Annotated in this window: 10 protein-coding genes; 5 read left to right on the top strand and 5 right to left on the bottom strand. The window is 46.8% G+C overall.

Annotated features, from left to right (window positions below; all coding sequences use genetic code 11):
- Nucleotides 1-2: 2 nt before the first annotated feature.
- The 3 genes from NXV01_RS24320 to NXV01_RS24310 all read right to left on the bottom strand — a co-directional run bounded on the left by NXV01_RS24320 (nt 3) and on the right by NXV01_RS24310 (nt 5,376).
- On the bottom strand, nt 3-560 hold the full coding sequence (locus tag NXV01_RS24320; protein ID WP_259023334.1) for a hypothetical protein: 558 nt from the start codon (nt 558-560) through the stop codon (nt 3-5).
- A gap of 69 nt (nt 561-629) precedes the next feature.
- Nucleotides 630-2,108 (bottom strand): SusD/RagB family nutrient-binding outer membrane lipoprotein, encoded by a 1,479-nt coding sequence (locus tag NXV01_RS24315; protein ID WP_259023333.1) that lies wholly within the window; start codon nt 2,106-2,108, stop codon nt 630-632.
- Nucleotides 2,109-2,118: 10 nt separating this feature from the next.
- Nucleotides 2,119-5,376 (bottom strand): SusC/RagA family TonB-linked outer membrane protein, encoded by a 3,258-nt coding sequence (locus NXV01_RS24310; RefSeq protein WP_259023332.1) that lies wholly within the window; start codon nt 5,374-5,376, stop codon nt 2,119-2,121.
- Between the two features lie 356 nt (nt 5,377-5,732).
- Here NXV01_RS24310 and NXV01_RS24305 point away from each other — a divergent pair, with 356 nt between their 5' ends.
- Complete coding sequence (locus NXV01_RS24305; protein ID WP_148365079.1) at nt 5,733-6,815, top strand: YhcG family protein; 1,083 nt, start codon at nt 5,733-5,735, stop codon at nt 6,813-6,815.
- Between the two features lie 71 nt (nt 6,816-6,886).
- On the opposite strand, the gene NXV01_RS24300 is transcribed toward NXV01_RS24305, so the two are convergent.
- Complete coding sequence (locus tag NXV01_RS24300) at nt 6,887-7,735, bottom strand: AraC family transcriptional regulator (protein WP_148365078.1); 849 nt, start codon at nt 7,733-7,735, stop codon at nt 6,887-6,889.
- Nucleotides 7,736-7,892: 157 nt separating this feature from the next.
- On the opposite strand from NXV01_RS24300, the gene NXV01_RS24295 reads away from it, so the two are divergent.
- From NXV01_RS24295 to NXV01_RS24280, 4 genes are all read left to right on the top strand, one after another.
- The gene (locus tag NXV01_RS24295) at nt 7,893-9,095 is read left to right on the top strand and encodes an efflux RND transporter periplasmic adaptor subunit (RefSeq protein WP_259023331.1); all 1,203 of its coding nucleotides are present in this window, start codon (nt 7,893-7,895) and stop codon (nt 9,093-9,095) included.
- Between the two features lie 25 nt (nt 9,096-9,120).
- A complete protein-coding gene (locus NXV01_RS24290; protein WP_259023330.1) occupies nt 9,121-12,318 on the top strand; it encodes an efflux RND transporter permease subunit in 3,198 nt (1,065 codons plus the stop codon).
- A gap of 174 nt (nt 12,319-12,492) precedes the next feature.
- Complete coding sequence (locus tag NXV01_RS24285) at nt 12,493-13,857, top strand: TolC family protein (protein WP_148365075.1); 1,365 nt, start codon at nt 12,493-12,495, stop codon at nt 13,855-13,857.
- Between the two features lie 10 nt (nt 13,858-13,867).
- Nucleotides 13,868-14,476 (top strand): TetR/AcrR family transcriptional regulator, encoded by a 609-nt coding sequence (locus tag NXV01_RS24280; protein WP_148365074.1) that lies wholly within the window; start codon nt 13,868-13,870, stop codon nt 14,474-14,476.
- 102 nt (nt 14,477-14,578) lie between these two features.
- Here the strand turns inward: NXV01_RS24280 and NXV01_RS24275 are convergent, their stop codons facing one another.
- Nucleotides 14,579-15,466, bottom strand: a complete 888-nt coding sequence (locus tag NXV01_RS24275; RefSeq protein ID WP_259023329.1) for an Rpn family recombination-promoting nuclease/putative transposase — start codon at nt 15,464-15,466, stop codon at nt 14,579-14,581.
- Nucleotides 15,467-15,559: the final 93 nt, after the last annotated feature.

Here is a 15,559-nt window from a genome sequence, read left to right as displayed (position 1 = left end):
GCTTATAACTTTCTTAAAGTAACCTGATTGAATAATGCGATAATTTCTTCCGGTTCATCTGCCGACTTGAGAGCCTCCTCAAAAGACTTGCTGTTATCATCGAAACACATTACATTGGCACAATCCAGAATATGACCCATGTTGAATATAGCAACTTCCCGGCTCACCTCTTCTTTCTTCAATGCCTTCTTATAATATTTATTCACCTTATTGACTGCCTTGTAAATAGAAGGCTTCAAAATTTCGACCGAAGAATCCGTAAATCCGATTGTTACATCATACTCATGAGTATAATTCTGGATGAAAGTATTCCATTTTCCGGTAATGTCACTTCCCAGATAATGTTCCGCTTCAAACACCGGTTTGGTAGTCGGGATTTCTCCATACACGTCGAATATAAACGCCGCTTTCGGCTTTTTGCCTACGGGAGTAGCTTCTTTTTCGTTTTTGGAAATATTGTCTTTTCCGGAGATATTCTCGTTCATGGCGAGCTCTCCTTTCTGCGCCATTGCTGCCATCGTTATAACTAACACAACAGCCATACTGATTATTCTTTTCATATTCATTGAATTTTAAAGATTGATTGAAATGATGATTATTGCCGAAATCTTGGTGACCGACACATTCATTTATTGCTGCCACATCAGTCGAATATGGAAGTCATCGCCTCCCATGTTCGTTTTAGCCGCCTGATAATTCTTCAGGTTAGTACGCTGCAGAGCAGCCGGATATTTAAAGCGTTTCGGCATTTTGTTATTAGCATTTGCGATGCCGGGTCCCACAGGTAACACAGGAAAACCGGTACGGTTATATTCAAACCACTGCTGATAATCGCAGAAGAACAGTGCGACAAACTTCTGGTTCATGATTCGTTCCAGCGTATCATCATAAGCAGCTTCCGGATTTTCAAAATAATGGTCAGGCATTTTCTGTCCCCACTGTTCGATAGCCGCCTGCACTCCCTTCTGATAAGCCTCTTTGGCAGCGTTGCTTCCTCCGTCGATCACTCCTTTTTTCAGTAATTCCGCTTTGATGAATTCCACTTCGGCATAAGGCATCATGGCAAGTTTCATAGGTGCTTTCGCCATTTCCTGATTCAGTCCCGAAGTAGTGATTGAAGGTAACGTCTGATAACCGCTGGGTAAACCCACATAATCTTTAGTCTGGTCGGGGAGGGTGACCTGTGTTGCATACACCTGCAGACGAGGATCGTTCCAACCTTTCAGCAGATTGACAAAGAACTCGGAAATCTGAACATAAGAAGTGAAATCCTGCGGACGGGTGAGCGGAGCTTCCTCCGGATAAGTTCCGCTGATGGCAAGCAGGGCGGCATCATCGTTCGATTCGAATACCGGATAAGTGGCGGGATCGGTCAGCATGGTACGCAGCTCCTGCTTCGCGTTGAATTCCGGTACGTCGATCACCCGAAGCAGTGCACGCAGACGGAGCGAGTTGCAGAACTTCTTCCATTTCAAAATACCGGTTGCATCCCCTTTGGACGTCTTGTACAACATCTCGCCCGATTGGTTGTAGATCAACCCGTTAGCTTTGTCGAACAACTCGTTGGCAGTTTTCAGATTGTCGATAATCTGTTGGTACACCTGCTGCTGGGTGTCGAACTTCGGTGCAAGTATTCCCTCGTCGGCGGAGCAAGCTTCGCTCATCGGAATATCACCGAAGGCATCCGTCAGAATCTGGTATAGCCAACATTGCAAAGTCAGCGATATAGCATCGTAGTTGGGTTGTTTGGAGGCTTCCGGCAATTTTCCGGTGAGGCGCATCATCTCTTTGGCGTTGTTGATCCATTTATAATAAGTAGTCCATGTGCCGTCTCCTTCGCTGTCCGTCATATACCACCATCCCACACCGTTGGTACTGCTGGTAGATACGGCACATTGCATCAGGTCGTAGGTATAGCTGTTGTAGCGTTTCCAGTTGTAGACCGATGTTTCGTATAAAATCGGGTTGAGCAGAGTGCCGGGATTCACCTCATCCATGCGGGTGGGGTCTGTATTGAGTTCGTCGAAGCTGGTGCAGGAAGTCGTGCAGAGAGCTCCGCACAAAGTCATTCCCCATACTATATTTTTGAAAAGTTTACAGGTTTTCATAAGTCAGTGTTTAAAAAGATACGTTAATATTCAGTCCGAAAGTGCGTGCCGTAGGCAGTGAGCCCGTCTCCACACCGGTCACCATCGAACTTCCGTTGAGGGCGGCAGATTCGGGGTCGAACAAAGGATAGTCGGTGATACAGAATAGGTTGCGTGCGTAGAGTGCCACCGATGCTTTGCTGAACGGTGTTTTCTTCAGTGTACTGTTCGGCAACTTGTACTCCAGTCTCATTTCGCGCAGCTTGAGGAATGAAGTGTCGAACGTGTTAGTTTCCACATTTGCCATCCGGTAGTATTCCTTATAATAACTTTCCACGGTCACCACTTTGGTGTTTGGCGAGTAAGTTCCGTCATCGTTCTTCACCGTTCCCGGGGCAATCATGTACATCCCGTCTTGTGGTGAAAGTCCGGCGGCAGCGATGCGCGGGTCGTCTTTCGACATATAAAATTCCGTTCCCGGCAGACGTCCGTTCAGGGTATGTTGCAGTTTTCCCTGTTCCGTCATTTTGTGGTGCGAGTGCGAGTACATTTTACCTCCCACCTGTCCGTCGAGCAGGACGCTAAGCGTGAAGTTCTTGTAAGAAAATTCGTTGTACAGTCCGGCTTTCCATTTCGGATAGGCCGTGCCGACGTATTCGATCTCTCCCGAACGTTCGGGCAATCCGTTGTCGTTGATGACCACATTTCCTTCCGGGTCGCGTACCAGTTTATATCCCCAGAGGTCGCCCGTGGTTCCACCCACACGTCCGATGATAGATACACTACCGATACTGCTGATTAACTGGTTCTCATCCGCCCCTTCCGCCAGTGAGAGAATCCGGTTCTCGTTCTTAGACCAAGTGAAAGTAGCGTTCCAGCGGAAATCCCTGCTGACTACCGGAGTAACGTCCAACTGGATTTCGTAACCGCGGTTGCGGACACATCCCGAATTGATGGTAGCTTTGCTGTAACCTGTGGTCGGGTCCATCGGAGCATCCAGAATCTGGTTTTTGGTGCGGTTATAGTAGAACGTGAAATCGAGTCCGATGCGGTTGTGAAACATACGGAAGTCGAATCCCGTTTCGTAATTAGTCGAAATCTCCGGTTTGAAATCCTGATTATAGAGCGTAGAAGATACGATGGCCGATCCGGGAAAATCGCTCGTGCCATAATAGGGCGATGTCTTGTAAGGGTCTGTGTCGTTGCCGACCTGTGCCAGCGAACCTCTCACTTTCAACAGACTGATCTGTTCCGGCAACGTGAACCACTCGTTCATCACTGCACTGACGCTGACCGACGGATAGAAGAAAGAACGGTTGCTTTTCGGCAGGGTAGACGACCAGTCATTGCGCCCGGTGACATCGAGAAACAGTTTATCCTTATACGAGAAATTGGCCGTGAAATAAAGACTGTTCAACGCTTTCTTTTTGATAACCGTCTGCACGTTCGGGTTGGAAACGCCGTTTGCCAGTTTGTATACTCCCGGCGTAATCAATCCTACCACCGAGGCAGCCAACATATCGTAGCTTTGTTGCATCATGTTTCCACCTGCCGAAGCGTTGACACGCAATCCGTTGGCGAATGAATCATGGTAAGTAAATAAAGCATCGCTGTTTAATTCATAATCGAACACATTCTGCTTCTTGAAAAATCCGTTTCCGAAAACCACGTCACTGATAGGACGATGCTGTTCGCGTTGGTCTGCTGACAACTGGATACCGGACCGGATCATGAAATCGAATTTACTATTGATGCGCAGATTGGCAGAAACGGATGATACATTACTGTGTTTCTCCGAAGGATTTTCAGATTCGTACAGAATGACATACGGGTTTCCGATAAATGAGCTGTACGGTTGGAGCTGTTTCACATTTTCCTGTCCGGTACGCCACATCGGACGCAACCAGTCGAGGTTGACATTCGGATTCTGGAAGATAAGGAAGTAGGAGATAGAATTACTGTTATATCCCAGTGCAGGCGTGTTGTTGAGCTTGCGGTACGTATAACTCGACTTGAAATTAATGCGCAGTGCCCTCGAAATCTGCTGTTGGGCGGAAATCATGGCGGTGATACGCTGGAAACCTGTATTGGGGAGAATCCATTCGTTCTTGGTGTGGGTGATGGACGCCCGCACGCTGCCCCGGTCGGATTTTCCGGTCAAGGCTATTGAGTTGGTCAGGGTATATCCCGTTTGGAACAAATCTTTGCGGTTGTTTTTGTACGCTACCCAGGGAGTGGCTACAGAAGCACGATCCTGTGTCACAGGGTCATATTGGTAGAACAACCTGTTGGCGTCGAAGCGTGCTCCGTAGGCGCTACTGGTTCCGCTGGTGCTTGCGTAACTGCCGTCTTCCGCTTTCCCGTAAGAGTAATAGGGCTGGCCTTCGTAGATAGAACCTGCCGGACCGATATTACTTGGCAATCCCTGTCCGAATTCATACTGGTAATCGGGCCATCTCATCACATCGTCAATACTGAAATTACCGCTGTAAGACACACCGATACCTTTGGGTGCACCCGCTCCCGATTTGGTAGTCACCATAATCACGCCATTGGCTGCACGCGTACCGTACAAGGCTGTCGCACTGGCTCCTTTTAATACTTGGATGCTTTCGATATCATCCGGATTGATGTCGGAGAATCCGTTACCATAGTCCACGGAAAGTTCGCTGTTTGAACCTGCACCGTAGGCAACACCCGGATTGGTCATCGGACTACTCATCGGTACACCGTCCACTACCACCAATGCGTCATTTCCGTTCTGGTTCAGGGAGACGTCCCCCCGCAGCGAGATACGGCTCGAATTGAGCGGGCCACCGGAAGAGATAACACTCAATCCGGCTACCTTACCGTTCAGTGCCGTCGACCAGTTGGTGGGCAGGGCGCTCGTAATCATATCCCCTTTCACGGTTTCCGTGGCATATCCCAATCCTTTTTCTTCACGTTTAATCCCCAAGGCAGTCACCACCACATCATTCAGTTGTTGCGACTCTTCTGCCAGTTTAACATTCATCGTGTTGCCTGCATAGTTCTTCTGTAGCGTTTTATATCCTACATAACTGAATACAAGCAAATCCTTTTGAGTCAATGTTTTTTTAGTCTTCAGGGAGTAGTTTCCATCAATGTCGGTCACCGTGCCGTCTGTCGAATTTTTCACAGCTACGGTAGCCCCGATTAACGGTTCCCCACCTTCACTCGTTATTTTTCCTTTCACTGTTGTCTGTGCGTATGCAGAGCCACAGCACAAGAGCCCAATCGACAGAGAAAGCAGCCATTTGTTTCTTTTCATAATCTTTTACCTTGCTTCTTTAAATTTATTAAATGCAATAAAGTTATTCACACCAGTGTTTTGTTTCACGGTGCAAAGGAATACAAGGCAGATTAAGATAGTATTACAGATCTGTTAACAATCTGTGTTGTGTCGTAAACACTAATTAGTATAATCCGTTTGTTCTTGTGACAGAAGTTGTGACATGGCGGAAAAAGCAAACAGATTTATCGGATAGTACATCCGTAATTCTTTAATTATCATTATATTTGTCACTTTATTATGAAGAAAGGTTTCTTTGCTTTGGGGCAATCGGCTGAATGATGTTTGGGTAGGAATAACCTATAATGTCTTTAATCTAAAATGAAAAATAATTAATGGAAATTCAGAATAGTATATTTAACTACGCTACTTTGCTTAAACAAGTCAAGGCACGGGTGGCACTCGCACAAAAAAAAGCGATTTACTCTGCTAATGAAGAAATGCTTTCTATGTATTGGGACATCGGCAAACTTCTTTGTGAAAGCCAGAAACAGATAGGCTGGGGAAACAATGCGCTTGAACAGCTTGCCAATGACCTGAAGAATGATTATCCGAAAGTGAAGGGCTTCTCAAAAAGAAACTGTCAGGTGATGATTCAATTCTATAATGAATATAATCAGCAACTTACAAATGCGCAACCAGCGGTTGCGCATTTGCAGGCAGCTTCCATAGTATTGCCGATAAAGCAATTAAGCTGGTCACACAACATCATTTTAATACAACGGGTAAAGGACCTGAAAGCTCGCTATTGGTATATGATTCAATGTTTAAAGAGTGGCTGGAGTCGTAATTTCTTAATCGAAGCGATCAATCAGGACTACTACCATACCTACGGAGCATTGGCAAACAACTTCGATACCACTCTTCCTGAAATACAAGCCAAGCAGGTAAAAGAAACCTTAAAAGACCCCTATATCTTTGATATGCTGACTTTCACTGACGAATACAACGAAAGAGATGTAGAGTTAGGGTTGGTTAAACATATTGAAAAGTTCCTTCTCGAAATGGGAGCAGGCTTCGCCTTCATGGGTAGACAATATCACATCGAAGTGTCCGGCAATGATTTCTATATTGACATCCTTATGTACAATGTGTTTATGCACAGATATTTAGTCGTGGAGTTAAAAAAAGGTGACTTTCAGCCCGAATATATCGGCAAACTGAATTTCTATTGTTCCGCTGTAGATGATATTCTTTGTCGGGAAGGGGATAATCAGACGATTGGTTTACTTCTTTGCCAGAACAAAGATCGTATTATGGCTGAATATGCTTTACGTGACGTGCACAAACCAATAGGTATTTCTGATTATGAGTTGGGTAAATCAATCCCTCAAGATATAAAATCTGGATTGCCTTCCATCGAAGAACTGGAAAGTAGGCTTTATCAGGGATTACAGGACAATGAAAGTACAGAGTAATTCAGGCGCGGTGGTGTATAGGCAGAAAAAATACACCACGCTCGCCTATCTGTGCTATTTTTGTTTTTTTATTACATAGAATACTTACTCTGATATTCCTTCGGCGACATCCCCTCGTGCCGCTTGAAGTACCTCCCCAAATACGACTGGTCGGGAAAACCAAGTTGGTCGGCTATCTCCTGAATGGTCAGTTCGGTGGATTGGAGCAATACTTTGATTTCGAGGATGGCAAAGTCGTCAATAATCTTTTTGGCGGAGTCGCGCGTCACGCTTTTGCAGATACCTGTCAGGTATTTGGTGGAGATGCACAGTTTGTTGGCATAGAAAGTCACTTCTCGTTGAGAAATGCAGTTTTCGTGTACCAGTGCGATGAAATTCTTGAAGATTTCATCCTGCCGGCTTCCTCCTTCAATTTCCTGACGGTCGAAGTGGCGGTAGCACTTATCATAGATATTCAGCATAAACGATTGGAGGTGATTTTTGGCAATCTGGTTACGGAAGCGGTTTTCACGGTCGTTGTATATGACCATTGCGGCATGTATCAAGCTGTTGATGGCTCCGGTATTTTCTTCCGGTAGTTTATAGCATGGTTTTTCTTTCATGAACCGGAAGAAAATCGGTTCGAACCGCAGGCAGGCTTCGCGAAACATTTCTTTGGGAAATCCGAAGAAAGAAGCAGTGAAATCGCTGCTGCTGCCGTTGATACGGATAATCGTTCCCGGCAAAAGCACGATTTGAGTATTTTCTACTATTTCATAGTCCTTCAAGTCGATCGTGACATGGGCCCACCCGCTTCTGCAAAAATAGATGGCACCCCCTTCCAGTTTCCACAGGCGATGCATAATTGGCGACAGGTTTTCGTCCATTCCGGCAACGAACGGTTCACGGAGGATGGCTAGGTTAGAGTTTTTTTGTTCCATTGTTCTTCTTATTTTGGGTACAAAAATAGGACTTTTTCACTAAATATCGGTTTTAATGTTCCAAAAATGAACAAAACTGAATACACTATGTCCAGTTTTCAATGAAGAAAACAGTCTACCTTTGCCGCGTTCAAAAATATTTAATAGGTAACAGAAAATGAGTAAAAAGGTATGTAAAGTGAAGCAAGGGCTATTGTTGCTCTGCTGTGTGGTAGTTGCTACAGGCTGTAAACAAGCTCCTCCGGCACAAATGGAAACAGAATACGAAGTGATGACCGTTTCTCCGGTCGACCGGATGATTTCGAGCACCTACTCGGCGACCATCCGCGGACGTCAGGATATTGATATTTATCCCCAGGTAAGTGGTACGCTGACTAAAGTCTGCGTGACGGAAGGCCAGCGCGTAAAGAACGGACAGACATTGTTCATCATCGACCAAGTGCCGTATGAAGCTGCTTTGCAGACGGCAGTGGCAAACGTTGAATCAGCCAAAGCCTCTCTGGCTACGGCGCAACTGACGTATGACAGTAAAGAGGAACTGTATAAAGAGAATGTAGTTTCCTCTTTCGATTTGAGTACGGCAAAAAACTCCCTGTTGGCTGCCAAAGCACAGTTGGCACAGGCCAAGGCGCAGGAAGTGAGCGCCCGCAATAATCTTTCTTATACGGTTGTGAAAAGTCCGGCCGACGGAGTGGTAGGCACGTTGCCTTACCGTGTAGGAGCTTTGGTAAGTTCCGCTCTTGCCCAGCCGTTGACTACCGTTTCCGACAATTCGGATATGTACGTCTACTTCTCCATGACGGAAAACCAATTACTGGGACTGATCCGTCAATATGGTTCTAAAGAGGAAGCACTGAAAAATATGCCTGCTATCGACCTGCAACTGAATGATAAATCAGCCTATTCCGAACGGGGACAGATTGAATCTATCAGTGGAGTGATCGACCGTTCGACGGGTACGGTCAGCCTACGTGCAGTTTTCCCGAACAAGGAAGGGTTATTGCATAGCGGTGGTGCGGGGAACGTGATTGTTCCTGTTCAAAAAACAGGTGCACTGACCATTCCACAGGCTGCCACTTTCGAAATACAAGATAAGAGATATGTGTATAAAGTAGTGGACGGCAAGGCGCAATCGAGTCAGGTACAAGTGACCCGCATCAATGGCGGCCGTGAATTTATTGTAGATGAAGGGTTGGCGCCGGGAGATGTGATTGTAGCAGAAGGAGTAGGTTTACTTCGTGAAGGCACTCCTATCAAGGCAAAGACGGCATCATCAGCTTCGGCAGCACAAGCAGATGCAGCACAGGCAGATGCAGCACAAGCAGACCAGGCTTCCATCATCTCCGGTAACTACTACTGAAAATTAAACCAAGGAGGAATCATTCATGAATTTAAGAACCTTTATAGAACGCCCCGTATTATCGGCAGTCATCTCTATCACGATTGTCGTAGTGGGTATCATCGGGCTGTTCACTCTGCCCGTTGAGCAGTATCCTGATATTGCTCCGCCTACCATTATGGTGAGTACCACCTATTATGGCGCCAGTGCGGAAACATTGCAGAAGAGTGTTATTGCGCCTTTGGAAGAGGCGATCAACGGAGTGGAAGACATGACCTACATGACTTCTTCCGCCACCAATGCCGGTTCGGTGAGCATCACCGTCTATTTTAAGCAGGGCACAGACCCCGATATGGCGGCTGTCAATGTGCAGAACCGTGTATCGCGCGCTACGGGGCAGCTTCCGGCGGAGGTAACCCAAGTCGGTGTGACCACTTCCAAGCGTCAGACGAGTATTTTGCAGATGTTCTCCCTGTCCAGTCCGGACGAGAGTTACGACGAGAACTTCCTGTCCAACTATATCAGCATCAACCTGAAACCTCAAATCCTTCGTATCTCCGGTGTGGGCGATATGATGATTATGGGCGGTGAATATAGTATGCGTGTTTGGATGAAGCCGGATGTGATGGCGCAGTATAAACTGATTCCGTCTGATATTACCGGTGTGCTTGCCGAGCAGAATATCGAATCGGCTACCGGTTCGTTCGGTGAGAACTCCAATGAAACGTATCAGTATACGATGAAATACAAGGGACGTTTGATTACTCCTGAAGAATTCGGGGATATCGTTATCCGTTCTACCGATAATGGTGAGGTTTTGAAACTGAAGGATATTGCCGATATACAACTGGGACAGGACAGCTATGCTTACCATGGTGGTATGGATGGTCATCCGGGTATATCCTGCATGGTGTTCCAGACTGCGGGTTCCAATGCGACCGAAGTAAACCGGAACATTGACAAATTTCTCGACGAGGCGCGCAAGGAGCTTCCGAAAGGAGTGGAACTGACGCAGATGATGAGCTCCAACGACTTCCTGTTCGCTTCCATTCATGAGGTAGTGAAGACATTGATTGAGGCTATCATATTGGTTATCCTTGTGGTGTACGTCTTTTTGCAGGACTTCCGTTCTACGTTGATTCCGCTGGTTGGAATTGTAGTTTCGCTGGTGGGCACGTTTGCTTTCATGGCGATAGCCGGATTCAGTATCAACCTATTGACTTTGTTTGCGTTGGTGCTCGTTATCGGTACGGTGGTGGATGATGCCATTATTGTCGTCGAGGCGGTGCAGGCGCGGTTCGATGTGGGCTATAGGTCATCGTATATGGCAAGTATCGACGCTATGAAAGGAATCAGTAATGCCGTTGTCACCTCTTCGCTGGTGTTTATGGCGGTGTTTATTCCGGTGTCCTTCATGGGCGGCACTTCCGGTACGTTCTATACGCAGTTCGGTCTGACGATGGCGGTTGCGGTGGGTATTTCCGCAGTCAATGCGTTGACTTTGAGTCCGGCTTTGTGTGCACTGCTGCTGAAACCTTATATTAATGAAGACGGAACGCAGAAGAACAACTTTGCGGCACGTTTCCGTAAGGCTTTCAATTCGTCTTTCGATGTGATGGTGGATAAATATAAGACGATTGTATTGTTCTTTATCAAGCGCAGATGGCTGACATGGTCTTTGCTGGCTTGTTCCGTAGTGTTGCTTGTGTTCCTGATGAATACCACAAAGACCAGTCTGGTACCCGACGAGGATCAAGGGGTTGTTTTTGTTAATGTGAGTACGGCGGCAGGCAGTTCGCTGGCAACAACGAATGAAGTGATGGGGCGTATTGAAAAACGCTTGATGGAAATACCTCAACTGAAACACGTGCAGAAAGTGGCGGGTTACGGATTGTTGGCAGGACAGGGTAGTTCGTTCGGTATGTTGATTCTCAAATTGAAACCGTGGGACGAACGTCCGGAGGATGAGGACAATGTGCAGTCGGTGATCGGTCAGGTATATGCGCGTACGGCTGATATAAAGGATGCCAGTGTGTTCGCCATCTCTCCGGGTATGATTCCGGGATACGGTATGGGTAATGCACTCGAACTTCATATGCAGGATAAGATGGGCGGTGATGTGAAAGAGTTCTTCACCACTACCCAACAATATTTGGGAGCCTTGAATCAGCGGCCTGAAATCTCGATGGCTTATTCGACATTCGATGTGCGCTATCCGCAGTGGACGGTAGAGGTGGATGCAGCTAAATGTAAGCGTGCAGGTATCACGCCCGACGCTGTGTTGAGTACGCTGTCCGGTTATTACGGTGGGCAGTATGTGTCCAATTTCAACCGCTTCTCTAAAGTGTACCGTGTCATGATTCAGGCCGATCCGGTGTTCCGCTTGGACGAAACTTCGCTCGATAATGCTTTTGTGCGTATGTCGAATGGAGAGATGGCGCCGTTGAGCCAGTTCGTTACGCTGACCCGTAGCTACGGTGCGGAATCATTGAGCCGTTTCAATATGTACAACTCCATTGCGGTAAATGCGATGCCGGCCGACGGATATAGTACGGGAGACGCCATCAAGGCTGTGCAGGAAACTGCCGAACAGTCTCTTCCGAAAGGTTACGGCTATGATTACGGAGGTATCACCCGTGAGGAAAACCAGCAAAGCGGTACGACAGTGATTATCTTCGGTATCTGCTTCCTGATGATTTACCTTATTTTGAGTGCGCTCTACGAGAGCTTCATTATTCCGTTCGCTGTTCTTTTGAGTGTGCCTTGCGGATTGATGGGTAGCTTCCTTTTCGCCCGGATGTTCGGACTGGAGAATAATATTTATCTGCAGACAGGTTTGATTATGTTGATCGGTCTGCTGGCGAAGACGGCTATTTTGCTGACGGAATATGCTGCTGAACGTCGTAAAGCAGGCATGGGGCTGATTGCTTCTGCGGTCAGTGCGGCTAAAGCCCGTCTGCGTCCGATTTTGATGACGGCGTTGACGATGATTTTCGGTCTGTTCCCGCTGATGATGTCAAGTGGAGTAGGAGCCAACGGTAACCGTTCATTGGGTACGGGTGTAGTAGGCGGTATGACCATCGGTACACTGGCGTTGCTCTTCATCGTGCCTACTTTGTTTATCGCTTTCCAGTGGTTGCAGGAACGTTTGCGTCCCGTGCAGAGCAGGCCGACGCATGACTGGCAGATTGAAGAAGAAATCAAAGTGAGCGAGGAAGAAAAATCTAAAGCTGGAAAAGAATAATTGATGATTAAAGTTTTTTAGGCACGGATTACACGGATTACACAGTTTTGGCTGCGCAATCTTTTAAAACCGTGTAATCCGCGTAATCCGTGCCTAATTAAAATAAGAACGCATTATCCGTGCCTAATTAAAATAAAACCGAAATAATCCGTTCCTGAATTAAAATAAGAACCAATGAGAAAAATAATCATTCTGTCCGCAGCAACGCTTATATTGAGCAGTTGCGGTATCTACAATAAATACAAACCGGTATCGGAAGTTCCCGAAGGACTTTACGGCAGCGGGTCCGTTGCTGCCGCCGATACGGCAAACTTCGGCAACCTCTCGTGGCGGGAGGTCTTTACCGACCCTTATCTGCAGAATTTGGTGGACTCGGCACTCTTGCGCAACACCGATATGCAGACTGCCCATTTGCGTGTGAAAGAAGCGGAAGCCACGCTGCTGACGTCCAAACTGTCTTATCTGCCTTCTTTGTTTCTTTCGCCGGAAGGAGCTGCCAGCAGCTTCGACCGTGGAAAGGCTACACAAACTTATTCGCTGCCCGTGACTGCTTCGTGGGAACTGGATATTTTTGGAAAGGTGACAACAGCGAAGCGTCGCGCGAAAGCTGCCTACGAACAGAGCAAGGAATATGAACAGGCTGTCAAGACGCAGTTGGTAGCATCTGTTGCCAACACGTATTACACGTTGTTGATGCTCGATTCGCAGTATGAGATAGCTGTGGCTACCGAAGCTGCCTGGAAAGAAAGTGTGAATGCCACCCGTGCCATGAAAAAGGCCGGGATGGTGAATGAAGCGGGACTGGCGCAGACGGAGGCTACCTACTTCAATATATGTACCACCGTGCTCGACCTGAAAGAGCAAATCAATCAGGCGGAAAACTCACTGGCACTTTTACTGGCAGAAACTCCCCACAAAATACAGCGCGGCAAACTGGGAAATCAGCAGTTGCCGGAAAACTTCTCCGTGGGTGTTCCCTTGCAGATGCTTGCCAACCGTCCTGATGTGCGTAGCGCAGAATTTTCGTTGGCACAGGCTTTCTATACAACGAATGCCGCCCGTGCCGCTTTCTATCCTTCCATCACGTTGAGCGGCAGTGCAGGATGGACCAACAGTGGCGGGAGCATGATTGTCAACCCGGGTAAGTTTCTGGCCTCTGCCGTGGCTTCCCTGACGCAGCCTTTGTTTAATAAAGGAGTGAATATCGCCCAACTGAAAATAGCGAAAGCCCAACAGGAGGAAGCCCGCCTTAGTTTCGAACAGGCCTTGCTGAATGCCGGCGTGGAAGTGAACGAGGCACTGGTGCAGTACCAGACTGCCCGCGAGAAAGCCGACTACTACAACAAACAGGTGGCTTCCCTGCAAACGGCAGCCAAGAGCACAAGCCTCTTGATGAAACATGGCAACACCACTTATCTGGAAGTACTGACCGCCCAACAGACATTGCTCAATGCGCAACTGTCGCAAGTGGCGAACCGCTTTACCGAAATTCAGGGCGTGATCACTTTGTATCAGGCATTGGGTGGCGGCCGTATGTAGGGAGGTATGTATGAATCCAGAAACACTGCGTTGCCGGATACTCGACTACACCAAACGGGAAATGTACCTGCATGGTGCCGACGGGTTGACGATGGATGATATAGCCAGGGGAATGAAGATGTCGAAGCGGACGCTTTACAAGCTCTTTCCTAGCAAAACGAGCCTGTTCCGTATCTGTCTTTCTGATTTTGCCAAAGGAATCAGAAGCCGGATCGAGCAACAACAGATACGGATGGACAGCTCGTGTATGGAGGCGCTTTTCATCACAGTGGACGGCTATCTCACCCTGCTTCATTCGTTGGGAAAAAAGTTGTTGCTCGATATTGCCGCCGACAGGGAATACCGTGCTGCTTTCGAGCGGGAGGAGGCTTTCTGGTTGCAGCAGTTGATTGATGTCTTGACGCATTGCAGGATTTGCGGTTATCTGCTTCCCGGAGTCGATCCCGACCGCTTTGCACCGGATTTGCAGGAGGTCATCTACCAGAGCAGTTTGCAAGGTACTCCGTACCTGGTGCAGCGTATGTTGAACTATACGCTTCTGCGGGGGCTTTTTAAGATGGACGGCATCCGTTATATTGACGAACACCTGAAACCTGATAATTTGAATGTTTGTGTATGAAGAGAAAGAGGTGGGCTACCCTGTAAAGGGAGCTCACCTCTTTTATTTTCTTCGTTCGTAAACGGTTGGTTGGTAAATAGTGCCTTTATGAATCCGATTACTTTATAATTCTTCGATTATGCTTAAAGGTAAATCGGTACATTCGGCGATAGATTGGTTGTCTATCCCTTTGGCTTTCATGTTCCGGGCTATTTTCAACTGGGTTTCTTGTGCACCTTCTTTTATTCCTTTTTGTTCAGCTGCATCCATTGTCACCAAATAATCTCGGTACACTTTGACGCTATTGTCGTATCGCTCCCTGTCTTCCGGAGACATAGAAGCCACATCAGCGATATCTTCCAATTTCTCGAAGACAGCTTTTCGTGCCTTGAACGGCATGCGTTTTAAAGTTTCCATATTATTTAATATATAAATCCAACGTTCAAAATTCGTTTCGCATTCCTCTTCGTTTTTGTTGAAGAGAGGGAGGGCGATAAAGATTTCCCGGAATTTATCCGAGAAGAGTTCTCCTGTTTCCCTGTCACTTAGAATAACATCCGTGCGGAGTTTTATGTTCTTGTCGATAATGAAATTCATCAAGAAAACTCCGTATACGGCTTTTATTTCAAACTTCCATTCATTGCCTACCCTTCCTTGATTGACGATGGCACGCGATAAATAATAAATCGAGCGTTCTTTGAAGTTGCTTTGCATACGGTTCTGCATTTCAACGATGATTCTTTCGCCTGTGTCCGTGGTGCAATATACATCATAGATAATACCTCGTCCTTCCGGATAGAGCGGCAATTGCTCATTATTCAAAAACTGTAAGTCCGTTATCACTCGTTCACCTTCGAGCAGGTCGTTCAGAAATTCGATTAATAAATCCTTAGACACTTCTCTGCCGAATATTAGTTTGAATCCGTAGTCGGTGAACGGATTGATAAATTTACTCATTGTTTTGGGTCGCTTCTTTTTATGTTTTGCAAAGAGACGTTTCTCTTTATACATAAAAAAGAGGCTTTTTCTTCGTACTACAAAGGTACGATAATTCTTGGTTTTCCATCCCTTTTGCAGTAAAAATAAAAATTATAGGCAGACTTT

It is taken from the genome of Bacteroides sp. BFG-606 (assembly GCF_024788145.1).
Classification (GTDB): domain Bacteria; phylum Bacteroidota; class Bacteroidia; order Bacteroidales; family Bacteroidaceae; genus Bacteroides; species Bacteroides vicugnae.
Note: the sequence above shows the minus strand (reverse complement) of the source record. Positions and strands in the feature narration are given on the sequence as shown.

Coding starts and splice junctions, on each gene's coding strand:
- NXV01_RS24320 (WP_259023334.1), bottom strand. CDS start 560: ATGAAAAGAATAATCAGTATGGCTGTTGTGTTAGTTATAACGATGGCA.
- NXV01_RS24315 (WP_259023333.1), bottom strand. CDS start 2,108: ATGAAAACCTGTAAACTTTTCAAAAATATAGTATGGGGAATGACTTTG.
- NXV01_RS24310 (WP_259023332.1), bottom strand. CDS start 5,376: ATGAAAAGAAACAAATGGCTGCTTTCTCTGTCGATTGGGCTCTTGTGC.
- NXV01_RS24305 (WP_148365079.1), top strand. CDS start 5,733: ATGGAAATTCAGAATAGTATATTTAACTACGCTACTTTGCTTAAACAA.
- NXV01_RS24300 (WP_148365078.1), bottom strand. CDS start 7,735: ATGGAACAAAAAAACTCTAACCTAGCCATCCTCCGTGAACCGTTCGTT.
- NXV01_RS24295 (WP_259023331.1), top strand. CDS start 7,893: ATGAGTAAAAAGGTATGTAAAGTGAAGCAAGGGCTATTGTTGCTCTGC.
- NXV01_RS24290 (WP_259023330.1), top strand. CDS start 9,121: ATGAATTTAAGAACCTTTATAGAACGCCCCGTATTATCGGCAGTCATC.
- NXV01_RS24285 (WP_148365075.1), top strand. CDS start 12,493: ATGAGAAAAATAATCATTCTGTCCGCAGCAACGCTTATATTGAGCAGT.
- NXV01_RS24280 (WP_148365074.1), top strand. CDS start 13,868: ATGAATCCAGAAACACTGCGTTGCCGGATACTCGACTACACCAAACGG.
- NXV01_RS24275 (WP_259023329.1), bottom strand. CDS start 15,466: ATGTATAAAGAGAAACGTCTCTTTGCAAAACATAAAAAGAAGCGACCC.